This is a genomic window from Microbulbifer flavimaris (assembly GCF_001641755.2).
In the GTDB taxonomy this organism is placed as follows: Bacteria; Pseudomonadota; Gammaproteobacteria; order Pseudomonadales; family Cellvibrionaceae; genus Microbulbifer; species Microbulbifer flavimaris.
In genome coordinates this window covers 666,907-689,733 of record NZ_LRFG02000002.1, presented here as the reverse complement: position 1 = coordinate 689,733, position 22,827 = coordinate 666,907, and the positions used below count along the sequence as shown (strand labels likewise).

Genomic DNA, 22,827 nt, shown 5'->3' with positions numbered 1-22,827 from the left:
CGATCCATGGATCGCCCCTTTTGTTATGCAGCAGACAGGAATCTGAGTGCTGAATACTGCCGCTGGCAAAGTCACTGGCAGGCGCTGCGAATACCATGGGCCTCCTGCACTGCCTCCAGCCAGTAGTAAGTATCGTTGTCGCTGAAATAGTAGTAGACGCTGTCGTTGGGCAGAAGCACTACCGTAATGCCACCGTAACCGGACAGGAAGGGTATCCACTGTGCACCACTACAGCCAGTCAGGCTTCCGGCCACATTATGTGCCCAGAAGCCGTTGTTGTAGCGATAGTCGGCAAGAGGCACCGTGCCGGTATCCGTGGGCGAGCGCTGCAACGCGGCATCGAGCTGTGCAGCATCAAGCATAGGCTGCCCACCGATTTGGCCATCGTCGATGCCCACGAAGCTGGCGATCTTGGCAATGTCGTCCGGTAGCCACATCAGCCCCCAGCCGGTAAATGGCTGCGCCACAGTGTCATAGGTGCGGCGGGTGTACTGCCCGGTGGGGCCGACGCCAATGGGTTTCAACAAATCTTCCACCAATGTGTCAGTGAAAATATCGGCATCACCACCCTGCTGGTTCTGCAGATAGGCATTCATCAGCGAACCGGCAATGTAGGTATCGGAAGTGTGGTAGACCCACAGGCTGCCGGGCGCCGCTTTCCGGGCATAGTGACCGCAGCTGTAGCTGAGTTTGCTTGCGTGGCTATCCACCAGGAACAGGTTGTCTGTGTGCGCCGCCCCTTCATCCTCCATGTAGTTGCTGCTGTCGTAGTTGCCCGTAGCCATGTCGAGGACATTGTCCAGGGTGACATCGCTCCAGGTGCCATTATTGCAGCTGCTTACATAGCTGCTGACGATGGTGTTGCGTACCCCCGGATACTGCTTTTCCAGTCGCATCATGGCGACCCCACCGAACAGTGATTTGGCCGTGGAATAGGACGGGAGCAACAGCGACTCACAATAGGGGTAATCCCCGTTGCGGGTAGTGCATGTCCCGCGGTAATGGGTACCGTCGATGACGAAGCCGGCAGTACTGATATGGCTGGGATCGGTGCCACTGGGGCTGGCAAAAGAGGTGTAGTCCGTGCCAGGGTAATCGGTGTTCAGTGCGGATAACGGCTTCACCGGCAGGCGCGCGGCAATTTCCGCCTGGTAGTCGGCAATCAGCTGGCTCTGCCCGGCAATGCTTTCCGGGGTGTAACTCGCATCCAGCAGGCCCCACCAGTCAGCCTTGAAGTACAGGCAGGTCTCACTGCTGATCTGGTAGGCCACCCTGGAGACAGCGCCGTCATCCCGGAACAGGAAACTCATCACGCCGTTATGCATGCAATTGGCATTGCGCTGCTGTAGCGCAAAGGGGATTGCTACCCGGCTGTAGCCGTTATCGCCGTTTTCCTGCCATACGCGTCCTGGAGCCAGGACGTACTCCCAGTCGGGATGCGTACTGGCGATGGAGCCCCGCTCAAGTGGGAAAATATGGCTACCGGTCTGGATAAACTGAAAGGAGAATTCCGGCAGGTGCTTGCGGGTGTCGTCCGCTGCCCCGGTGTAATTGTAGGTGTCCTTGTGCTCAAAAAAGCCGCCGCCACTGGCCTCACCATTGAGGGTCAGGGTACCGGCAAATGCATTTTGCGGATGGGCGGCATCGGCGGGCAATGCATAGCCGGAAAGATCGATACGTGTGCCCGGATCGCCACCACTCATAAGAGTGCTGTAACTCAGCAGTGTGCGGGTGACACTGCCGCTGCCGGTCAGCTCGTCGTAAAAGTCGTCATTGCCACCACCGGGGTCGTCGCCACCGCTGGTGTCCACGTCACCGGTGACCAAGACATTGTCGCCATAGCAGTAGTCATAGTATTGGTTGACGCTGGTGCGGTAGCGGATCAATAGCGAACTCTTGTTATCCGCATCGATGGGTACACTGGCGGCGTTATAAAGTGCACTGTTGTCCTGCCCGTTGTACAGCGTTATGGCATTGACCCAGGTGTTGCCGCCGTCGTTGGAAACCTCAGCGATGCAGCGATCACCGTATTCCAGTGCGTAAGCGGAAATGTCGAGGGAGATATTGACGTTCACATATCCAACGGTAGATAGCGCGTAACTGGCACTACTGCCGACTCCACGCAGACCGAGGGAATAGTTGCCGTAATAATAATTGGCGTAGGCAGTGCCACTGGTGGACCAGCCGGCGAGATCGCCATTCTGGAAATTGTCCTGCATCAGGGTGTCTGCCTTGACCTGTGAGGACGTGCACGCGCACACCATCATCAGGGTAGCCAGGGATTTGAGGGGTTTCATGGTTCTTCTCGCAGTGATTCGGGATTGTATTTGGCAAGAATGTGCGGTCGACGATCGACAGTAGGTTTTTTTAGAAGAGGGGCGCTATGCGCCCCTGATTTATCCTGTGAGGAGGTGTGAAAATCAGTCTACTGGCACAGGCTGCGGATACTGTGTGATTCCACGGCTGCGTCCATCCACGTGTAAGCATCGTCGTCGGCAAAGTAGTAGTAGAGCGTGTCGTTGGGCAAAACCAGAACGCTGATGCCTCCATAACCGGACATGAACGGGAGCCAAAGCTCACCACTGCACCCGGGCAGGTTGGCACTGATCTCGTGGGCCCAGAAGCCGTTCTTATACTTGTAGTCCGCCAGTGGGTCGTTGCCGCGATCCGCGGCGTTGCGCTGCAGCGCCGCATCCAGTTCCGCCTGATCGAGCACCGACTGGCTGCCACTGCGGTAGAGACCGCCGATCTTGGCCACGTCATCGCGCAACCACATCAACCCCCAGCCGGCGAACGGCTGCTGCACCGAATCGTAAGTGCGGCGGGTAAAGTGAGCGGTGGGGCTGATGCCGAGCGGAGCCAGTACCTCGTCGATCACAATATCGGTGAAGATATCCGTGCTGCTGCCCTCAATACCCTTCACATACTGGTTCATGGCACGGCCGAGAATGTAGGTATCGGAGGTGTGGTAGACCCACTTGGTACCCGGTGTGGCCTTGCGCGGATATTCAGTACAGCTGTAGCTGATCTTGGACGCATGGTCCTCCGGCAGGAACAAATCGTTCGTGTGGCTGGCGCCCTCGTCACTCATGTAACCGGCAAGCTTGTAGTTGCCCGTAGACATATCGAGGGCATTCTCGAACGTCACGTCATCCCAGTTGCCGTTACTCGCGCAGTCGGGAACGTAGTTGCCAATGATCTGGCCAAAGGTGCCCGGGTATTTCTCTTCCAGTCGCATCAGAGCGCTGCCGGCAAATACTGACTTGGCACTGGAATAGGACGGCACCGGCATGGACTCGCAGTAGGGATAATCTCCCTGCCGCGATACGCAACCCCCGGTGTAGTGGGTGCCATCGATGACGAAACCCACCAGTGACATACTGGCTGCATCCTTACCCGAAGGTAGCGAGAACTTGCTCGGGTCGGTGCCGGGGTAGTCCTGGGCCAGGGCGCTCAGTGGTTTGACCGGCATGCGTCCGTTCACTTCTGCCTGGTAGTCGGCAGTCAGAGCGGCAGCATTATTGACGCTGTGCGGTGTATAGCTCGCGTCCAGCTGGCCCCACATGTCCACCTGGAAGTAGAGGCAGGTCTCCCCGGCGATCTGGTAAGCCACGTCGGACACAGAGCCGTCATCCTTGAACAAAAATGTCATCATGCCGTTGTGGATACAGTTGGCATTCTTCTGCTGCAATGCAAACGGCAGGGCAACACGGCTGTAGCCGTTATCGCCATTCTCGTCCCACACGCGTCCGGGTGTGAGGATGTATTCCCATTCCGGGTGACTGCTGGCGATGGAGCCCCGCTGGACCGGGAAGATATGGCTACCGGTCTGTACCAGTTCGAAATCGAATTCCGGCAGGTGCTTGCGAGTGCTGTCCTGGTTGCTGGTGTAGCGGTAAGTGTCTTTTTGCTCGTCGAAGGCGCCACCGGTTGCTTCGCCAAATAACTCCAGGCTGCCTTCAAACTGGTTGCTGGGCATGGCGGCATTCGCGGGGAGTGCATAGTGGCTGTAATTCACCAGCTGACCCGGGTCGCTGCCGTTGATGAGAGTATTGAATGACAGTGCACCGCGGCTGACAGCGCCGCTCCCACTGAGCGGATCGAAATTTTCCACGCTGCCTCCTCCTCCACCGCCGCCGCTGCTGGCGCTGCCGTACAGGGCGATGGTCACGTTGCCCTCATCGGGATCATTGGAGGAAATGCTGATGCTGCTGCTATAGCTGCCATCTGCCGACGGAGAGAAATCAATGGTCAGCTGACAGCTGGCGGACGGACTTACCGTGCCGCAGTTGTTGCTGGCAATACTGAAGGGAGCGGATGGTGCGCTGACATTGTTGATCACCAGGTCAGCGGTGCCGGTATTACTGATAGTTGCACCCAGGGTATTGGTATTACCCGGAGCAATATCGCCAAAGTCGAGGCTGGCGGGAGCATTGATATCCGGTTCGGTGGTGGCGCCACTGGTGCCGCTGACAGTTACCGACTGCCCATAACAGTAGTCGCCTATCGTCGAGCCCGTGCCGCGAAAGCGGACCTGGACCTGGGTATTGTTATCGATTCCGGCCGGTGAGCCACTCCCGGTAAAGATGGTGCCGTTGTCCTGGCCGTTTTCGACGGTGAGCACGCTACTCCAGCTACTGCCACCATCCGTGGATACTTCGGCGTAGCAGAATTCACCGTTCTCAAGCGAAGATGCGGACAGGGCGAAATCTACGGAGACTGAGGAGAAGCCGGCAGTGGAAAGGCCGCGTGTCGCAGTCGAGGTATCCCGCAGGCGAATCGACTCATTGTTATAGGCATCCACATTGCCGCTGGTAGACCAGTCGCTGATGTCGCCATCGCTAAAGTCATCGGAGAATATGGTGGCACTGTAGGCAGGCAGAGCGAGTAGTAGCCCGCCTGCAAGCAGCAGCGCAGATGTCACCGGCCGGCGGCCTGGACTTGAGAAATGAAGCATGGTCGTGTTCCCGTTATCTTGTTGTCGACATGGCACGACTGCAATCGCCGCTAAGCGCAGGACTGGATACAGTCAGCAGGCTGGATGGGCGGTTCGGTGCACAGAGCAATAACAAGATGCGGTCCACGAAGCCGATGCGTTAGCACCAGAACGATGACGCCGATTGGGCCAGAGGGGCTGAAAGGGGGGAACTGACGACACGGGCCGGCTCGTGGCCGGCCCCATGGAAAGCCTTAACGCCCGCAGGTATTCAGGCCGAGGGGGAGGTATAGCGGGCAGGTGCCCACAGAGCTGGTCAGTGTAAATATGACTGCCAGGGTGCCGAGGGCCAGGGCGGTGACACCGGTGGCAGTTCCGGTAACGACGAGCGTCGCTATCACGACCACAGCCGCCAGGCGCAGCCCGCGATCAAGCGCGCCCATATTCTTCTGAATCTTCATAGTTTTTCTCCTGTAACTGCCACGGAGCGCAGGGCGGCAACGGGGCACGGGTACTTTATAGCCCGAGCAGGCGGACCATCGCTTGATCTGGATCAGTCGCCGGATTAATCCTGCGCTCGAGTTTGTGGGCCCCTGTCAGCGTTCCATGGACTGTTGTAACTCCCGGGTCACAAGCTGGATGACCCGGGTATCCAGTGCTGCCCAGCGGTGCAGCTTTACCGGGACCTCATAGTGGGCTCCCAGGGGCAGGAGTGCGCTGCTGTGGGGCAGGATCGTAGCGTCATAGCGGGTCCAGATAGAGACAGGATCAGTGGTCTGCAATTGCTCCAGGCCGCTATTCAGTTCGGCCAGCAGGGGACTGCCAATCTTCAGTTGGCGACCTCCGGGATATGGCAGCAGGTTGGCCCACAGGCTGCCCCGGTGGGGAGTGGCGATGGAGATATACTTGTGCACCTGCGGCAGCCCGCCGCGCGCCTGCATAAAATGGCGTGAGATGATACCGCCCATACTGAAGCCCACCAGTGCAAAGGTGTGTCCGGGCTGCACGAACTCACTGACGCGCTCTTCCAGCTGTCGGGATAAGTACTTCACCCCGTACCAGGCCGAGTTGTAACGCAGGTGGATGTAGTGAGCCGAGAAACCCTCGCCCTGCAGGGCCGCCTGCATCCGGTGCATGGACCGGCCGCGATCAAAGATACCCGGCACCAGGAGCACTACATTACTCTTTTGCGTCATCGCTTCGGCTTTACTCGATATTTCAACGCCTAGTGTATGGCTCGGGACCACTCAATGGTCGAGAGGCCGCTCCTGTATTGCCCGCGCGCTGCGTCGGGCGCGCGGCCTAATCCTCTTCGATGTTATAGACTTTCATGCCGCGGGCCTCGTAGTTGCCCAATGCCCCCGGGTGATCCAGGCTGCAGGTATGCACCCAAACCCGGCGGGGTCTATCCCATGCCCATGCAGACTGCAGGGCATGTGTCAGCAGGTAGCCGCCGAACCCCTTGCCCACGAAACGTGGTGCCAAACCGAAGTAAGCGATCTGGACACTGCCGTCACTCTGTCGCTCCAGCTCGTAATAGCCCGCAATGGCCCCCCGGTGATACGCCACCCAGGTACGGAGGCTGTCCCGCTCCGCGTATTCCTGCCATGCCTGGTCGGAGAGGGTGAGCTTGTCCACCCACTGCCACGGCTCCCCAACGAGCTGGTACAGGTAGCGATTAAAGCGAAACTCTTTGAGCACCGCCTCATTTACCGTGAGCTCGGGTGGTTGCGGTTTTCCCCGTAGCTGTTCCGGATCGGGCATTTCCAGGTAATAGGTGGTGACCGGTGTTTGTTGGCTCATTTCTGCAATTCTCCGGGGCGTTTATTTTGCATCGGTGGCTTGTTGATCCCGGCCGAGAAGAAACCGCAGCGGTTCGGCCAGGCGGGCCCGCCAGGAGTTTTCATCGTGGGCGTGGCCGTCAAATACCCGTGTCTGCCAGGCGGGGCTCCGATAGCCCGCCTGATCCATGATCGTGTCCACTTTCTCCTGTAACGGCGGATAGTGGGCGTCCAGTGTCTCGGTGCCGTGGTCAAAGTAAAAGCGATGCCTGCCCGGCGCCGGCAGGTTTTCCTTCAGGTAGGTGCGGATTGCGGCGGCCACTGGCAGCTGGTCATCAGGCTTGATACCGAGCCAGTGGGTGGAGATGGCGGCTGCTGCTGAGAATACCTGGGGATACTCAAGCATTGCATAGAGCGAAATCAGGCCGCCCATACTGGAGCCGGCAATGACGGTATGCGCCCGGTCGGATGCAACCGCATAGTGGGTGTCGACATAGGGCTTCAGTTGCCCGACGAGAAACTGCAGATACCGGTCGGCCCGCAGTTCTGCCTGATTGAAGGGGTGCTCTTTCGCCCGCTCGGCGGCCGGCATCAATACCCGGGCCTTCTGCGGGAAATAATCGCCGTGACGTGTCTCGCTCACATTCTCGATCGCCACAACGACAAAGGGGATCGTCTCGCCCGCTGCCTGTAGCTGAGACGCTACCTCGTCGACGCCCCACTCCTGTTTGTTCCAGGTTGTGTCGGCGTCGAACAGCATCTGGCCGTCATGCATGTAAAGGGCAGCATAAGGCGCCTGATCGGGATAACCATCGGGCAGCCATATATGTACCGGGCGGGGTGCTATGCCACGGAACTCGAAATCCGGCAGTGTCTCGAGTTTGCCGGCGGAAACTTCCATAGCAGTGACGATCTGTATCTGGGCTAACAGGAAGCCGAGGGTAAAAAGCCTGAGCATTGTCTTTCACCTGTTCAATGTGCCTGGACTCTGCGATTCAGAGGCCCGGCAAAAGCTCCTATTGTGCCGCCTCAATAAGCGGGGAGAAACTGCCGTCGCAGACGCCTGGCAATAGAGTCCGCACAAAGGGTCAGCACGGCACTGGCGGCAATAAGGATCAGAGCCACATCAAATCGCAGGAATTCAAATGCCGAGTCGATGTAAAAACCGAGCGTTGGAATCCCCAGCACACCAAGCATTGCGGTCTCGCGAATAATGATCTCCCAGCGGTAGAAACAGTAGGCGAGAAAGCGCTGGTACAGGGTGGGCACATAAAAGTAGGCAAAGCGACTGAGCGGGCCGGACTCCATCACAGCCGGTGCCACTTCATCGCTGTGCTTGCCAAGCAGGTGGCCGATGATGGCACCATTATGCAATGTCATGGCCAGGATGGCCGGCAACATAGAGGGGCCCAGCACGATCAGGAAAATAAAGTTGAGCAGGTACTCCGGCAGTGAGCGCAGTACCAGCAAAAAGCCGTCTCCCAGCCGGCGCCGCCAGCCCGAGACAAAGTGCGAGGAGTTCATGGTGGAAGTCAGTAATGCGAACAGTCCGGTCAGCACCAGGACGATCTGGGCCAACAGCACGGTATTCCACGCTCCGGCGCCGATCTGCTCGCCCAGCCACAACAACCAGCGCCCACTTTTCTCCAGCGCCCAGTCTTCACGCAGCGGGGCCGGGATGCAGTCGCGGAGAAACTGCGCGAAGTTGGCACTGTGCCAGTCCCCGGAAACGGGGCGCACAAAGAACGCCAGTGGCACCAGTACCCAGAGCAGCCTTGCCCGAAACCAGTAGCGCAGGGAATAGATCAGTGCGAGGAGTGTGAAAAGCAGGGCGCTGGCAGCGGAGTACTCGCCGGTGCGCAGGGCCGTCTCCAGGTGAAAGCCGAGAGTCGGCAGGCCGATAAAGCCGAGTACTACCGAGGAGCGGATGGCGCACTCCATCCGGTAGGCGGTGTAATTGCGCATTGCATGCAGGGCAAGTGGCAGGCGGGTATAGAAAAAGTGGCTGAGCCCGCTTTCCGCACGGTCGTGCACCGCCCTCGCCGGGCGGCTATCGATTTCCTCCAGCTGTTCGCCATAGACCTTGGCCATGGTGCCACTAAAGGGCAACACGATGGCCAGCACACCGGCAAGGGTCGAAATGCCAAAGATCTGGATAAAGATCAGCGCCCAGAACACCTCGTGCACAGAGCGCAGCAGTGCCGCCACAACCCGCACCCAAGTCAGGTGATAGTAAACGGCAAACAGGAAACCGACAGCGGCCGCGAGCACCACGCCCTGCAGGGAGAAGGTCAGCGTATAGATCACCGCATCCAGCCACTGCTGCCAGTCCGGTACCTGTGGGGTTAGTAATCCCCTGCCCATCAGCCACAGCTCGTGCCCGGGGCTTCCGGTGCTGATATCGATATCCGCCAGTGCCAGGCACGCCACAGCCAGCAGCGCAAAGTAAAAGGTCAGTTTTCGCAGGCTGCGTGTTTGCGTGAGAAAGCCGATTGCCGTGCTCATTGGTAGAGCCGCTGGATATTGTCCGGATGCACTTCGCTGGTGGGGAGATCGAAGAGTACTCGCCTGTCCCGCAGCGCGATAACCCGGTCGCAAAGGTTCAAGGCCAGTGGTGCATTGTGCAGGGCAATGATGCTGGTGGTATGACGCTGCAGCAGCTGTCTCAGGATGGCCTCTCCCTGTATGCGGTCCAGCGCGGAAACCGGCTCGTCCGCCAGCAGTAGCGGTTTATGCTGGTACAGGGCTCGGGCCAGGGCGACCCGCTGTTGCTGACCGCCGGAGAGCTCTCCCGCCTTGCTCCAGAGTAAATCGGCGATACCGAGAGGTTCTGCAAGCCGTGCAATTTCGGTCTGATGGCGGCGGGATGGCAGCAGGAGGTTTCTCAGGTTTACGAGTGCCGAGTGTCGGTCCAGTGCACCAGAGAAAATGTTATGGAAAACTTTCAGTTGTGGCACCAGGCCCGGTTCCTGCGGGCACCAGCTCGTCTGTCCGGCGAGCTCCCGGCGGAGGCGGCGCAACAGTGTACTCTTGCCTGCACCGCTCTTGCCGAGCAGGGCAATCCGCTCGCCTGCCCGGACCGTCAGGTGGTCGACTTCCAGAGCCAGCCAGTCGGCTTCACCCATGGTATCGCTGGGATAAGTCAGCCGGCACTGACTCAGCTCAACCAGAATGGTCATCAGAAGTCGTCGAGCAGACCAATGGATTTGGCGGTGTTCTCAATCGCCTGGTAGGTGTCATTGTCTGCAGGTACGAAGCCGGAGCGTGGGAAGCTCTGCAGGATTGATTCGTCCTCGAGGTTCAGCAGCGCCCGGGTCAGTTTCTCTTTGAATCCGGGACCGAACTGCTCGTCGACATCGCCGCGCACGGTCCATTGGTAGTCGGCATAAGTCGGCGTGGTCCAGATAACGGAAACCAGATCCGTATCCACCTCGCCGCTGGCAACCGCCTTGTCCCACACGGCATAGTTGACCGCGCCCACCTCATAGGCTCCGGATTGCACCAGCGCAATGGTGCGGCTGTGGTCGCCGCTGAAGCCCACCCGTGAAAACACCTCCCGTGGGGCTTCGTTAAAGGCCTCACGGATGTAGAACTCGGGCATCAGGCGTCCGGACGTGGACCCCTTGGAGCCGAAAGTCAGTGTCTTGCCCGCGATCGCTTTGGGAAATTCATCGGAGGCCTCAAGACCTGCATCACGGTGGGCAATAAGGTAAGTCTTGAAAAACTGGTCCTCGTAACCCTGGGCGATAGCCTCGGAGCCGGGTACCGCCTTGCGCGCCTGTACGCCAGACAGTCCGCCGAACCAGGCGAGCTGCACTTGATTGTTGCGAAATGCGGTAATGGCCGCGGGGTAGCTTTTTACCGGAATGTACTTTACGTCCGCGCCAAGCTCTTCGCCCAGGTACTCGGCCACCTGCTGGAAGCGCCGCACCAGCTCCGCTTCGTTCTGATCGGGGATGGCGGTAAAGGTGAACTGAGGTCGGTCGGAATCGGCAGCGAAGGTGTAAACCGAAGCCAGTAGGGTCAGGATTGCGGTCAGGAGGCGCATCTGCGGAAGCCTTTTGTTTTTACAGGGGGAACAGGGGTGGCAAGGGCGCTTTTTAGCCCAGCGACTGGCATTTTACAAATCTCGCGGGCGAACACCCTGACGGCCGCACGGCGTGCTTCACAGGTCCAGCGCATTGCTCCAACGCATTAATTGATTCTGCATTCCGCTCCGATCAGGAATTGACCACCAGTGCCTTCAGGAATAACTGCACCGCCGGATGATCCGCCGCACTGCGCTTGAAGGTGGCGGCATTCTGGATCTGGTAGTGGAAGCGGTCCGGGCGCAGGGCCACCAGTTGACCCGTATCCTCATGGCGCCGGGCCAGGTACTCCGGCAGAAAGCCTACAAACTTTCCGGAGAGCAGCATCGCCAGGCGCGCCGCCATATGATTGGCGGTCGACTTATGCGGGAACAGCCGATACAGGTGGGCAGCACCGGAGAGCACTGCGTGGCTGGGCGCGGCCAGTTCCTGCTCAGTGAGTAACTCCTCACTTACCTCTTTCTTGTTAGCCAGTGGATGCTGGCTGCCACAGTAAAGCCGCGACTGGTGCTGGAACAGCGGTTTGTATTCGAGCCCCGGCCGGTGGGAGTGCAGGGGGTTGATGCCCACATCGGCACGGCCGGCCAGGATTTCCAGTTCCAGCTCCTGGGGTGCCGCCAGCTGCACATCCAGCTGTAGTTGTGGGGCGCGCTCGCGCAACCGGGCAATGGTGGCCGGCAGGTCCAGCTGCGGCATCTCCAGCACATCGTCCGGCAGCACGATACGCAGGCTGCCGGTGAGCTGTGACTGGATGGCGTTGACCTGGCTCCTGAAGGCGGCCAGGTGGCCATCCAGCTCACTGATTGCCTGGTAGAGCGCCTCGCCCTCCGGGGTCAGCTTGAAATCCGAGCGGCCACGGGAGCGCAGGCACAGTTGCATGCCGAGACGCGATTCCAGGTCCGACAGGTGCAGACTGATGGTGGAGCGGCTGATATTAAGGGCGACTTCTGCCGGTGCCAGGCCACCGGCGCGAACCACCTCGCGGAACACCCGTAGCAATCGCAGGTCCATATCGCTGACCCGCCCGCCCAGGGCTGTTTTTACGCTCATTTCGCGACTCCTCGTTGCTATTTCGCGGCAACTTGCCCGCGCCGGATCGAGCTTAGAGTAAAGTTTGAGAAAGGTAAATTTTAGTTGGAGAAAAATGACTATTCTCCGGCTGCAGCCGGCTGCAGAATCCCGGCTATAGAGGTAAAGGCCAGTGAATACAGGGAGCGCACAGATGCAGCTGACCGATAAGCAGTTATTGAAAACCCAGAACTATATCAACGGCGAGTGGCGCGATGCGGCGGGGCGTATCGACGTGCGGGACCCGGCCAGTGGGGAATTGCTGGCTGAGATCGCTGATGGTACTGCTGCCGATGCGCAGGAGGCCGTGGTGGCGGCCGCCGCAGCCTTCCCCACCTGGAAGAGCAAGACTGCCAGCGAGCGCGCGGCGGTGTTGAAGCGCTGGCATCAGCTGATTCTGGACAACATCGACGATCTGGCGCTCATCCTGACCCTGGAGCAGGGCAAGCCGCTGGCGGAAGCCCGGGGAGAGATCCTCTATGGCGCCTCGTATATCGAGTGGTATGCGGAGGAATGTCGCCGCGCCTACGGCCAGACCATTCCCACCCACAATCCGGCCATGCGTCTGCAGACCATTCGCCAGCCGGTGGGCGTGGTGGCCTGCATTACCCCGTGGAACTTCCCCAACGCCATGATTACCCGCAAGGCGGCCCCGGCCCTGGCAGCCGGCTGTACCGTGGTGATCAAGCCGGCCAGTGAGACGCCGTTGTCGGCCATGGCCCTGTGTGAGCTGGCCACCCGCGCCGGTCTGCCCGCCGGCACCATCAACATGGTGGTGGGATCCGACGCCCCGGCACTGGGCCAGGTATTGACGCAGCACCCGCAGGTGGCCAAGTTCACCTTTACCGGCTCCACGGCCGTGGGCAAGATCCTGATGGCCCAGTGCGCCAGCGGGGTGAAGAAGATGTCCATGGAACTCGGCGGCAATGCGCCCTTTATCGTGTTCGACGATGCCGACCTGGATACCGCGGTGTCCGCTTGTGTTGCCACCAAGTTCCGCAACGCCGGCCAGACTTGCGTGTCTACCAACCGCATCTATGTGCATGAATCGGTTCACGACGCATTTGTGGAGAAACTGCATGCGGCGGTAGCCGAAATGAAAGTGGGGCACGGCTGTGACGAGGGTGTGACTGTGGGCCCACTGATTCACCGTCGTGCGGCAGAGCGTGTGGCACAACTGGTCAGCGAAACCGCCGGGGCTGGCGCCAAAGTTGAGTTTGGCGGTGACTTTTTGCCAGAGGGCGAGAACTACTTTGCCCCCACCGTGATTACCGGCGTCTCCGACGAGATGCGTATTGCGCGGGAAGAGATCTTCGGCCCGCTGGCGCCGGTACAGAAGTTCACGGATGAGGACGACGTGATTCGCCGCGCCAATGATACGCCTTACGGCCTGGCGGCCTATGTGATGAGCGAGAATATCCGTCGAGCCAACCGGGTGGTGGAAGCGCTGGAATACGGTATGGTGGCCTGCAATGCGGGCGTCTTCTCCACGACCGTGGCACCGTTCGGCGGCAGCAAGGAATCCGGTATCGGCCGCGAGGGCGGTGTCGAGGGTATGGCGGAATTTTACGAAACCAAGTACTGCTGTTTCGGCGCCTGACCGGACCCGCCGGAACTGCGATGAGCTGGACCCCGGATCAAGTCCGGGGTGACGATTATCAGCCTATCGTCATACCGGCGCAGGCCGGTATCCAGTCTCGCTTTAGTCGGCAGAGGCAATGTGATTGATCCCGGAGCGAGTACGGGGTGACGGAAAAAAACAGTGATCGCCACTGAACTCAATCCAGGGTGGCGGTTGAAATACACTGAAATGAAACGGCGCACAGTGACTGCGCCACGAAATAACGCAAAGGGAAAACCCGGAGTAAAGACCATGTCCGAAATGAAAACTGACGCATTCTGGATGCCGTTCACCCCGAACCGCACCTTCAAGGCAGCGCCGCGCATTGTCGAGCGCGCCGAAGGCATCTACCTGATGGAGAAAAGTGGCCGTCAGATTATTGATGCCACCGCCGGCCTGTGGTGCTCAAATGCGGGTCATTGCCGCTCCGAGATCGCCGACGCCATTCACCAGCAGGCCAAAAAGCTGGACTACAGCTCGATCTTTAATTTCGGACATGAGCTCAGCTTCGAATACTCAGAGCGCCTGGTAAAGCACACGCCGGACGGCCTGAACAAGGTCTTCTTCGGTAACTCCGGGTCCGAGGCAGTGGAGAGCGCTCTGAAAATCGCCCTGCAATACCAGCGTGCGCGCGGCAAGGGTAGCCGCACCATGTTCATTGGCCGCGAGAAGGGTTACCACGGGGTCAACTTCGGTGGTATTTCCGTAGGCGGCATCGCACCCAACTACCAGTCCTTTGGCCAGCCAGTGAAGGCCAACCACATGCGCCACACCCTGGATATCGAGCGCAACGCCTTCAGTCGCGGCCTGCCGGAGCACGGCATTGAGCTGGCGGAGGACCTGGAGCGTCTCGTGACTTTCCACGGTGCGGACCAGATTGCCGCGGTGATTATTGAGCCCTTCTCCGGTGCCGGTGGTGTGGTGCTGCCGCCCAAGGGCTACCTGAAGCGCATCCGCGAGATCTGTGACAAGCACGACCTGCTGCTGATTTTTGATGAAGTGATTTCCGGCTGGGGCCGCACCGGCTCCCCGTTCGCCTCCATCGAGTGGGACGTGACTCCGGACATGATGACCTCCGCCAAGGGCATCACCAACGCCACTGTACCGCTGGGGGCTGTGTTCGTTCAGGACCATATTTACAACACCGTGATGAACGCGGCTCCGGAAGGCATGGTGGAGTTCTTCCACGGCTACACCTATTCCGCGCACCCGGTGGCCTGTGCGGCCGGTATGGCGACCCTGGATATCTACGAGCGCGAGGGCCTGCTCACCCGCGCCGCGGGCGATATTGGCAAGCACTGGGAGAACGCCCTGCACAGCCTGGCGGACCTGGACAACGTGATCGACATCCGCAACTACGGCCTGGTCGGCGCGATCGAACTGCGCGCACCCGCGGAGCTGAAAGGCAAGTTCGGGGCCAAGGCCTCTGCCGCTGCCTGGGACGCCGGCGTGATGGCGCGCGGCATCGGCGATGCCCTGTGCATGTCTCCGCCGCTGATCATTGAAGAGCACGAAATTGACGCCATCGTCGACAAGCTGCGCGGCGTGATCAAGTCCATGGCGTAGTTTTATCCGGGTGGACCGCCTGGTCTGCCCGTGTCTACACTGAAAACAAGCGGCCCGTTGCCGCGACCACAGTCTTTGCAGAGTCGACTGTGGTCGCGGCCGCGGGCCGCTCTTCTTTTGTTGCGGGGGTATTTTGGCGCCGCCGTCTACACTTCGGGTATCTGGGTTATATAACGCGGAGATTCCCCGATGCCTGCCGAGCCCTATCCACTGCCAGAGCGGCCGATTCTGAGTGTGCTGGCCGAAAACTGGTGGTTGCTGCTACTGCGCGGTGTCGCCGCGGTGATTTTCGGTCTGCTGGCCTTCATCTGGCCCGGCCTTACGCTGCTGACCCTGGTGATCCTGTTTGGGGTCTATGCCCTGTTCGATGGTTTCATCGCACTCATTGCCGCAGTCAAGGGCCGGCATAAATCGACGCCCATGTGGTGGCTGATCGTGGTCGGGTTGGTGAGTGTGGCCGCCGGCATCATCACATTTATTTATCCCCAAATAACCGGACTGGTGCTGGTGCTGTTCATCGGTGCCTGGGCTCTGGTGCGCGGGTTGTTCGAGATCGTCGGCGCTGTTCGGCTGCGCAAGGAGATTCGCGGTGAGTGGCTGTTGATCGCTGCGGGCATGCTGTCGGTGCTGTTTGGTATCGCCATCCTGGTCAATCCAGGTGCCGGGGCACTGGCGCTGGTGTGGTTGATCGGGGCCTATGCCATTGCCCTCGGGCTTCCCCTGATCTGGTTTGCTTTCCGTGTGCGCAAGCGCTTCAAGGAGGCGGAGAGCCATACCACCGCCTAGTCTGTCGCTTGCCATGGTCGCGGCCTTAAAGGCATTATCAGCGCATAATAAATTGAGATACCCGTCACGTTGAGTGGGTGTCCCACACCATCAAGAGCCCGTCATGGCCGAATCGCTGATCGTTCTGGACCCGCAGACTGAGAAAAGCCTGCAGGCCCAGATCCGGGAAAAAATTATCCAGGGTATCCTCTCCGGCAGTATTCCCGCCGGCCATCGCATGCCGTCCTCCCGTCGCATGGCGGAACAGCTGGGGGTGGCTCGCAATACGGTCGTGCTTGCCTATCAGCAACTGGTGGACGATGGCTTCCTGATCACCCGGGAGCGCAGTGGATTTTTTGTCAGCAGCGCGGTGCAGGAGCAGGGTGTCATCAGTCACAGTGAGGCCCTGCCCGCTTCGACCAGCAGCGAGGTTGATCGCAGCTTCTGGCGGCAACATTGCAACCCGGTTTCCGTCAGTCGACGCGCCCTGCGGGTGCGCCCCGCCAACTGGCTGCAGTACCCGTTTCCCTTCGTCAGCAACGAATATGACCCGCGGTTGTTTCCCGGCGCCGAGTGGCGTGAGTGCACTCGCGATATCTACACCGGCCGCGAGGTGGCCCAGTGGGCCACCCTGGGCGGCAATGAAGATGATCGCCAGCTGGTAGAGCAGATCTGTACACGCCTGCTGCCACGCCGGGGTATCTATGTGGACCCGGGCCAGGTGCTGCTGGCCAGTGGCCTGCCACAGGCCTGTTACCTCCTGGGGCAGCTGTTGCTGGGTAATAACCGCAAGCTGGGGATGGTGTCACCCGGCTGCAGTGAGACCGAGGAAATCTTCCGGCGCACGGGCGCGGCCATTGAAGGGGTTGCCCAGGATGCAGACGGACCTTTGCTCGACAATGTGCTGGAGAGCAGCCACTGCTGGTACCTGCAGCCCAGTGCCCACAATCCCACCGCGGTGACTACCAGTCTCGAGCGGCGCCGGCAGTTGTTGCAGGCCGCCGCGGATCAGGGTGCAGTGGTTATCGAGAACGACTGTGACCACGAGTTTTGTTATCACGGCAATCCACTGCCACCACTGAAAAGCCTGGGCGGTGGCGAATCTGTGATTTATCTGTATCAGTTCCCCCGCGTCATCGACCCCGGCATGCAGGTGGCATTCGTGGTGGCGCCCAAGCCGGTGATCCAGCGTTTGCGGGCACTGCGCTATACGCTGCGGGAGCGGGTGCCGGCCATCAACCAGCGCCTGCTGGCAAAATTTATTGCCTCCGGTCACTTGGATGCGGCCATCTTCCGCATTACCCGCCAGTTGCGCGAGCGCTGGACTGCCCTTGGTGAGGCGTTGATGCATCACCTGCCCAAATTACAGGCGCGCCGCGCCAGTTCCGGCACCGCCTGCTGGCTGGAATTGCCCGAGCATGTCAGCGCTGAACAGGTGCAGAAAGAGGCCGAGCAGCAGGGTCTGCTACTGGAAGTGGTCAAGGACTCCAACGCGCTGCGCCTCGGCTATGCGGCCATCGAGGCGGACCGTATTGAGGCCGGGGTGCGTATCCTCGCGCAGCTGATCAACGGCGAAGTTTCCGCAGGTGAAGAGACGCTGGCCAATGCCCGCGGCCGGCGGCTGTACGCCGCTGACCTGCAGCGAGAGTTCCCCGGTGCCGTGCTGCTGGGTACCAACGCACTGGGCGAATCCTACCGGGTGCAGGTGATGGAGGACGGTACCCTGCTCGGCTATGCGCGCAACGACGTGGACGTGGACGAGACAGACACCGGCCGCTGGTGGCTGAGTGGTGATATGTGGGTGCGCCAGTGGCGCAACTGGTCCTACGGCCGCGCGGCCAGTTTCCACGTGGTGGTGGACGGCCACCTGATCAAGTGGTTTGGCGAGAGTGGCCAGCTGATCGATACCGGCATCCTCGCTCGGGAGTGAACAGCCTGCCCCGGTCCCCACCTTTCCTGATACCAACTTATGTTGAGCAATGAAAGCCGTGGTGCTTTCCGGGGGTTGGCCCCCGGGAAGCACCATGGGAAGATCCTTAGGTTTCTGCACCGCTGTTGTTCCCGGCATGGTCCAGTTTGACCGCTGCTGGTAAAGCCGCGAAACAAACCAGCAGCAACACGGATGCCAGGATGATGAGCTGAGAGTAGTCCCCCCCTCCTGAGAGCAGGCGGCCCGCAATGACAGGCCCGGATGCCAGCCCCATTTTAGAAGCGAAACCGCCGAAAGCTCCCATCTGCCCTGCCGCGTCAAAGCGAGACACCATCGTCAACAAGTAGGCCACGCAGAAAGCCCATGTAATGCCGGTGATGACATTAGCGGCGAAAAAGGCGAGTGGGCTGGCGCTGGCAAGGAACAAAGCAATACCTGCCACAGTTGCGACCAGTGCGATGGCCAGGGGGCGCGTGAGATCGAAGCGATCGCCTGTGTGCGCCGCAAGTATGGCGCCTGAAATGGCGATGAAGCTCGCCCAGCCCACGGTGAGGTCGACATAGCCCGGGGTGAGGCCAAAAGCGTGGCCCAGGTCAATAATAAATGCAAACAGCGCCATGTTGGCCAGCTGGAAACAGAACAGTGCCAGAAGGGTCAGCAGGATTGGCGTAACCGGGAGAACAAGCTTCTTCGGCAGGATGGAACGAGTCGATTTTCCGGCAGGCAGGGGATAGGCGGGAAGGAAGATCACCATCAACAGTGTGCAGGTGCTGAAGGTAATCAACGCGTAGAACGGTACGTAAGCGCCGAACTGTGGCACCAGTGAAGGCAGGGTGATGATACCGATGAACCCGCCCAGATACTGTACAGCGAGCAACATCCCGAACGCGCGACCAGCAATCCCGCTGCGGCTGATGACCGCAAAACCCAGGCCCACGAGGCTACCCCCCAACACCCCATGAACGAAACGCAGCGGAACCAGTGACTCCGGAGCGGATAAAGAAATGGTCAGCAGGTCCAGGCCAATGGATGACAGCAGGAGCGCACAGGCTGCGGGCTTCCAGCGCGGAATAAAGCGAATCAGGAAAGTGATACCGAAAGCCCCGAGTGCGGCCCCAAAGAAATTGGCCGAGAGGATATCTCCGGACTCTGCTGCCGACAGCCCCGCGCCAGACATCAGTGCATTCGAGATGACCGGGGCGATGTTGACGTAGTAAAGGCCCGCTGAGGAGAGGAAGGCCAGCAGGATGCTGGCAGCCCAGCCCTGGGCGCTCACAGTTGGTGCGCCGGCAAATATCCCCTTTGCAGGAGTGAATTCACCGCGGTCGATCAAGCTCTCTGCATTTTCGCTCATCTTGTCTCCGGCTGGGCTCTGCCCTGTTATCTGTCGAGGCCTCTCTCAATGGCACTGCTTCCTGTAGTCCAGAGAGGTCAGTGTATTCCTATCACCTGGCGCAACGCTAACGGATTGGGGGTGTGAGGATAGGGCCAGATGGCCAGGGACCATGGTGCCAACCGGACAGCAGGCGGGGTGTGGGACCAGAAAAGCGGCTTTGGACTCATCGTCGGGGCTCATCTGGACCTATTGGGCCAGTGGGCATTCCGCCAAGATAAATCCAGATAAAAAAACGCGGGGGCCGAACCCCCTGAAAAGCGGCAGCGACAAGCAGGAATTTTCAGGCGATGAACAATCCACGCAAACACTTTGGAATCGCGGCTTTACAGCTTCAGCTGGCCGAAGCCGACAACCTGGAATTGCTGCTACAGCGGATCCAGAAAACCAAGCTGCGCTTTCCCTGGGTGCGGATGGTGGTCCTGCCGGAGCTGGCCCTGCGCGGTGTGGGAGTGCAACACGCACGGGAGCTGCCGTCACCGGAGGAGCAGGCTTTCTGTCGCAGTGCGCGGGAACTGGGCATCTGGTTGGTGCCGGGTTCCATGTACGAGAAATGTGGCAGCGCCGTCTTCAATACCACGCCGGTCATCGACCCGGACGGCGATGTGGTGGCGCGCTATCGCAAGATCTACCCGTTCCTGCCCTACGAAAAGGGCGTTACCGGCGGTGATCAGTTTGTAGTGTTCGATGTGCCGGAGGTGGGCCGTTTCGGAGTCTCCATCTGTTACGACATGTGGTTCCCGGAGACAACCCGGGCCCTGACCTGGATGGGCGCTGAAATCATTATCCACCCCACCAAGACCGACACTATCGACCGCGTCGATGAGCTTTCTATCGTCCGCGCCAGCGCCATCACCAACCAGTGTTACGTGGTAGACGTGAATTCCTGCGGCGCCCAGGGCGTGGGGCGCTCGATTATCGTGGGGCCGGAGGGTGAGACCGTGCATGAGGCTTCTGTGGATGAGGAAGTCATTGCCTTCGAAGTGGACCTGGACAAAGTCCAGCGCGTGCGCGAACGCGGCATGAAAGGGTTGGGACAGACGCTGAAGAGCTTCCGCGATGGCAAGGTCCGCTTCCCGCAATACGAGCAGGGTGCAGAGTCGGCAGCCTACAGGGAGCTGGGAGTGCTGAAAGTCCCCGATTGATCGTGAGTGATGTGAATGAAGTTTCTGGACCAGTCAGTGCGCGTCGGCTGGCCCTAATTTTTTAAACAAGTACGCGCGATAGTCATTGTCCGATAACATAAAACGGCGCGGTACGGCCGGATAGCAAAGAGCAGAGGGAACCATGAAAGAGCAATCTCAAAAGGGGTTCAGCAGAAAGGCGCTGGCAACTGCGGTTGCCGCCGTTTCCACCGGTTATGTACTGACGTTGCCCCAGATCGCCACCGCGCAGGATGGGGAGATGATGGAAGAGATCATCGTCACCGCCACCAGCCGCGAAACCACCATCCAGGACGTGCCCTACAACATCTCCGCCGTTTCCGGCGAGGATGTGGCCCGGGCGCAGATTACCGAGCAGGCCGAGTTGATGCGCAATATCCCGGGTGTGGCGGTAGTCGACCGGGGCAACCGCAATTCCGGCGTGATCAACGGCATCATGATTCGCGGCCTCAACGTGGACAGCGCCGCCCTGGGTGATTATTCCGTGGCAGCGGCACCGACTGTCTCCACCTATGTGAACAGCACGCCGGTCTACGCCAACTTCCTGCTCAAGGACCTGGAACGGGTGGAAGTGCTGCGCGGTCCGCAGGGCACCCTGTACGGCTCCGGCTCCCTGGGCGGCACCGTGCGCTATATCACCCGTAAACCGAGCACCGAGGGCTTCTCCGCGGATATCAGTTCCGGAGTCTCCTCCACCGCCGGCTCCGATGGACTCAACTACTCCAGTGATATGGTGGCCAACTTTGCCATCTCCGATAATTTCGCCATTCGCGCGTCCGGTGGCTTTGTCGATAACGCCGGTATCGTCGATTACGTGAATGTCTATCGACTCGACGGCAACGGCGTGCCGACTGCCCCCAGCGGCGTGTTGTCTCCCGATGCCAGCTACAAGTCTGTGGAAGATGCCGATACAGTGGAAATCACTTACGGCAAAGTCGCTGCCCTCTGGCGTCCCACCGAGTCATCGGAGGTCCTACTGACTCACATGATGCAGGAGGACGATATCGGTGGTCGCCGCCAGCAGACCGTCGGCCAGGATGGCTGGGGCCAGTCCTATGATGATTACGAAAACGGTTCCATCCAGCTGGAGCCCTCCAGTCGCGAGGCCAGCCTGACCAGTCTTGAAGCCGAAGTGGACCTGGGCTTTGCCACCCTGACATCTTCCACTTCCGACTACGAGCACACCGGTGACTCCATTTCTGAAAACACCGGCTTCTATGCCCAGAACGGCTGGATTGCTGATTACTATTACAACTACAACCGGCCTATGGCTGAGGCCGTGCGCCAGTACGAAGACAGTGCCTTTATCCAGGAACTGCGCCTGGTATCCAATACCGAGGGCAACGTGGACTGGATCGTCGGTGCCTTCTACATGGATCAGGAGACCGCAGGGGCACAGCAGAGTTATGTGCGCGGCTTCCAGCAATGGGCAGATGCAGCCTGGGGCCCGGGCATTGTTGCCAGCGACCAGGACTGGGATTACGCCCGGGATGACAGTTTCACTGAGCTGGCCTTTTATGGGGAAGTAACCTGGCATCTCGATGCTCTGCACCTGACCCTCGGTGCGCGCCAGTTCGATAATGAATATGAGTCGTCGGTTTACATGGATTTCCCGGCCTATGGCTCTGGGGCCATTTTCCCGGTGCTCCGCGATTCCAATGTTACGGAAGACGACGGTGTCCTGTTCAAGGTCAACGCCTCTTACGACATCAGTGAAGATACCATGGCTTACGCCACGGTTTCCGAAGGCTACCGCCGTGGAGGTTCCAACGCAGTTCCCACGGAGGGATTCTTTGGCGAGGACTCGGGCTGGTCGGTTTACGAGTCGGATACAGTGCTCAACTATGAGCTGGGTATCAAAGGCACGACCGAGTCATTTAGCTATACCGTCGCGGCCTTCGCCGTCGACTGGGATAACGTGCAGGTGAACACCGCTTCGCGCTGGTGGGGCTTCTTTGCGGTAGGCAATGCAGATGCGGCCAGCACCTCCGGTCTGGAACTTGAACTGCAGGGTGATCTCACTGACCAGTTGAGCTACACCCTGGGCTACGCCTATGTCAATGCGGAACTGGATTCCGATTTCACGCCGCCCGGCTACGATGGGCCGATTGCCAGCGCGGGCACCCGCCTGCCCGGCACCCCGGAGAGCACCTTTACTGCCGCACTGGACTACAGCACACCTATCGGCGCCGGTGATGTGGAGTTTGTCAGCCGCCTGGCCGCTTACTACCAGTCCGATGCCACCAATGCTGCCAGTGATAGCGCCCGCTTTGCTGCTGAGCTGGATGGCTTTTCGCTCCTGGATGGTCATGTGGGGCTGGCCGGTGACTGGTGGACCGCAACCCTGTTTGCGAAAAACCTGACCAATGAGGAGGGTACCACTGGTGTGTTCAAGGAGGAGTACATGGGCACGGATCCCTCCCAGCAGTACTTCGGTAATGGTTCCAAGCAGTTCCTGACCATGCCGAGAACCATTGGTGCGAATCTGCGCATTACTTTCTGAGTCTCTCGTTTGC

At 59.7% G+C, this 22,827-nt stretch carries 17 protein-coding genes; 6 read left to right on the top strand and 11 right to left on the bottom strand.

All coding sequences use genetic code 11. The annotated features are described in order from the left end of the window. Positions 1 to 71: 71 nt before the first annotated feature. The 10 genes from AWR36_RS07795 to AWR36_RS07750 form a co-directional block, all read right to left on the bottom strand. Entirely contained in the window at positions 72 to 2,297 is a 2,226-nt protein-coding gene (locus AWR36_RS07795) for a serine hydrolase domain-containing protein (protein ID WP_067083388.1), read from the bottom strand. A 128-nt stretch (positions 2,298 to 2,425) separates the two neighbouring features. Continuing rightward, complete coding sequence (locus AWR36_RS07790) at positions 2,426 to 4,957, bottom strand: choice-of-anchor D domain-containing protein (RefSeq protein WP_082679473.1); 2,532 nt, start codon at positions 4,955 to 4,957, stop codon at positions 2,426 to 2,428. Positions 4,958 to 5,190: 233 nt separating this feature from the next. Then, the gene (locus AWR36_RS07785; protein ID WP_197409248.1) at positions 5,191 to 5,397 is read right to left on the bottom strand and encodes a YgaP family membrane protein; all 207 of its coding nucleotides are present in this window, start codon (positions 5,395 to 5,397) and stop codon (positions 5,191 to 5,193) included. 135 nt (positions 5,398 to 5,532) lie between these two features. Beyond that, entirely contained in the window at positions 5,533 to 6,132 is a 600-nt protein-coding gene (locus AWR36_RS07780; protein WP_067083382.1) for an esterase/lipase family protein, read from the bottom strand. A gap of 106 nt (positions 6,133 to 6,238) precedes the next feature. Continuing rightward, on the bottom strand, positions 6,239 to 6,739 hold the full coding sequence (locus AWR36_RS07775; RefSeq protein ID WP_067083379.1) for a GNAT family N-acetyltransferase: 501 nt from the start codon (positions 6,737 to 6,739) through the stop codon (positions 6,239 to 6,241). Positions 6,740 to 6,760: 21 nt separating this feature from the next. Next, complete coding sequence (locus tag AWR36_RS07770; protein WP_067083376.1) at positions 6,761 to 7,675, bottom strand: alpha/beta hydrolase; 915 nt, start codon at positions 7,673 to 7,675, stop codon at positions 6,761 to 6,763. A 71-nt stretch (positions 7,676 to 7,746) separates the two neighbouring features. Beyond that, positions 7,747 to 9,222 carry a PhnE/PtxC family ABC transporter permease gene (locus tag AWR36_RS07765; RefSeq protein ID WP_067083374.1) on the bottom strand — a complete coding sequence of 492 codons (1,476 nt, stop codon included), beginning with the start codon at positions 9,220 to 9,222 and terminating at the stop codon, positions 7,747 to 7,749. After that, on the bottom strand, positions 9,219 to 9,896 hold the full coding sequence (locus AWR36_RS07760) for an ATP-binding cassette domain-containing protein (protein ID WP_096866623.1): 678 nt from the start codon (positions 9,894 to 9,896) through the stop codon (positions 9,219 to 9,221). Before AWR36_RS07760 ends, AWR36_RS07765 begins: the two co-directional genes overlap by 4 nt. Continuing rightward, the gene (locus AWR36_RS07755; RefSeq protein WP_067083371.1) at positions 9,896 to 10,765 is read right to left on the bottom strand and encodes a putative selenate ABC transporter substrate-binding protein; all 870 of its coding nucleotides are present in this window, start codon (positions 10,763 to 10,765) and stop codon (positions 9,896 to 9,898) included. Before AWR36_RS07755 ends, AWR36_RS07760 begins: the two co-directional genes overlap by 1 nt. 172 nt (positions 10,766 to 10,937) lie before the next feature. Next, positions 10,938 to 11,855, bottom strand: a complete 918-nt coding sequence (locus tag AWR36_RS07750; protein WP_067083368.1) for a LysR family transcriptional regulator — start codon at positions 11,853 to 11,855, stop codon at positions 10,938 to 10,940. A gap of 172 nt (positions 11,856 to 12,027) precedes the next feature. On the opposite strand from AWR36_RS07750, the gene AWR36_RS07745 reads away from it, so the two are divergent. From AWR36_RS07745 to AWR36_RS07730, 4 genes are all read left to right on the top strand, one after another. After that, the gene (locus tag AWR36_RS07745; protein WP_067083366.1) at positions 12,028 to 13,473 is read left to right on the top strand and encodes an NAD-dependent succinate-semialdehyde dehydrogenase; all 1,446 of its coding nucleotides are present in this window, start codon (positions 12,028 to 12,030) and stop codon (positions 13,471 to 13,473) included. A gap of 273 nt (positions 13,474 to 13,746) precedes the next feature. After that, entirely contained in the window at positions 13,747 to 15,060 is a 1,314-nt protein-coding gene (locus AWR36_RS07740) for an aminotransferase class III-fold pyridoxal phosphate-dependent enzyme (protein WP_067083364.1), read from the top strand. Between the two features lie 189 nt (positions 15,061 to 15,249). Then, a complete protein-coding gene (locus AWR36_RS07735) occupies positions 15,250 to 15,846 on the top strand; it encodes an HdeD family acid-resistance protein (RefSeq protein WP_067083362.1) in 597 nt (198 codons plus the stop codon). Positions 15,847 to 15,949: 103 nt separating this feature from the next. Further along, positions 15,950 to 17,755 (top strand): aminotransferase-like domain-containing protein, encoded by a 1,806-nt coding sequence (locus AWR36_RS07730; protein ID WP_067083360.1) that lies wholly within the window; start codon positions 15,950 to 15,952, stop codon positions 17,753 to 17,755. 106 nt (positions 17,756 to 17,861) lie between these two features. On the opposite strand, the gene AWR36_RS07725 is transcribed toward AWR36_RS07730, so the two are convergent. Next, entirely contained in the window at positions 17,862 to 19,109 is a 1,248-nt protein-coding gene (locus AWR36_RS07725) for an MFS transporter (RefSeq protein WP_067083357.1), read from the bottom strand. Positions 19,110 to 19,438: 329 nt separating this feature from the next. Here AWR36_RS07725 and AWR36_RS07720 point away from each other — a divergent pair, with 329 nt between their 5' ends. Both AWR36_RS07720 and AWR36_RS07715 read left to right on the top strand, forming a co-directional pair. Further along, positions 19,439 to 20,293 carry a carbon-nitrogen hydrolase family protein gene (locus tag AWR36_RS07720; protein ID WP_067083354.1) on the top strand — a complete coding sequence of 285 codons (855 nt, stop codon included), beginning with the start codon at positions 19,439 to 19,441 and terminating at the stop codon, positions 20,291 to 20,293. Between the two features lie 142 nt (positions 20,294 to 20,435). Beyond that, entirely contained in the window at positions 20,436 to 22,814 is a 2,379-nt protein-coding gene (locus tag AWR36_RS07715) for a TonB-dependent receptor (RefSeq protein WP_067083351.1), read from the top strand. Positions 22,815 to 22,827: the final 13 nt, after the last annotated feature.

Bases quoted from the DNA above. Each gene is read 5' to 3' on its own strand.
- AWR36_RS07795 (WP_067083388.1), bottom strand. From the start codon at position 2,297: ATGAAACCCCTCAAATCCCTGGCTACCCTGATGATGGTGTGCGCGTGC.
- AWR36_RS07790 (WP_082679473.1), bottom strand. From the start codon at position 4,957: ATGCTTCATTTCTCAAGTCCAGGCCGCCGGCCGGTGACATCTGCGCTG.
- AWR36_RS07785 (WP_197409248.1), bottom strand. From the start codon at position 5,397: ATGAAGATTCAGAAGAATATGGGCGCGCTTGATCGCGGGCTGCGCCTG.
- AWR36_RS07780 (WP_067083382.1), bottom strand. From the start codon at position 6,132: ATGACGCAAAAGAGTAATGTAGTGCTCCTGGTGCCGGGTATCTTTGAT.
- AWR36_RS07775 (WP_067083379.1), bottom strand. From the start codon at position 6,739: ATGAGCCAACAAACACCGGTCACCACCTATTACCTGGAAATGCCCGAT.
- AWR36_RS07770 (WP_067083376.1), bottom strand. From the start codon at position 7,675: ATGCTCAGGCTTTTTACCCTCGGCTTCCTGTTAGCCCAGATACAGATC.
- AWR36_RS07765 (WP_067083374.1), bottom strand. From the start codon at position 9,222: ATGAGCACGGCAATCGGCTTTCTCACGCAAACACGCAGCCTGCGAAAA.
- AWR36_RS07760 (WP_096866623.1), bottom strand. From the start codon at position 9,896: ATGACCATTCTGGTTGAGCTGAGTCAGTGCCGGCTGACTTATCCCAGC.
- AWR36_RS07755 (WP_067083371.1), bottom strand. From the start codon at position 10,765: ATGCGCCTCCTGACCGCAATCCTGACCCTACTGGCTTCGGTTTACACC.
- AWR36_RS07750 (WP_067083368.1), bottom strand. From the start codon at position 11,855: ATGAGCGTAAAAACAGCCCTGGGCGGGCGGGTCAGCGATATGGACCTG.
- AWR36_RS07745 (WP_067083366.1), top strand. From the start codon at position 12,028: ATGCAGCTGACCGATAAGCAGTTATTGAAAACCCAGAACTATATCAAC.
- AWR36_RS07740 (WP_067083364.1), top strand. From the start codon at position 13,747: ATGTCCGAAATGAAAACTGACGCATTCTGGATGCCGTTCACCCCGAAC.
- AWR36_RS07735 (WP_067083362.1), top strand. From the start codon at position 15,250: ATGCCTGCCGAGCCCTATCCACTGCCAGAGCGGCCGATTCTGAGTGTG.
- AWR36_RS07730 (WP_067083360.1), top strand. From the start codon at position 15,950: ATGGCCGAATCGCTGATCGTTCTGGACCCGCAGACTGAGAAAAGCCTG.
- AWR36_RS07725 (WP_067083357.1), bottom strand. From the start codon at position 19,109: ATGAGCGAAAATGCAGAGAGCTTGATCGACCGCGGTGAATTCACTCCT.
- AWR36_RS07720 (WP_067083354.1), top strand. From the start codon at position 19,439: ATGAACAATCCACGCAAACACTTTGGAATCGCGGCTTTACAGCTTCAG.
- AWR36_RS07715 (WP_067083351.1), top strand. From the start codon at position 20,436: ATGAAAGAGCAATCTCAAAAGGGGTTCAGCAGAAAGGCGCTGGCAACT.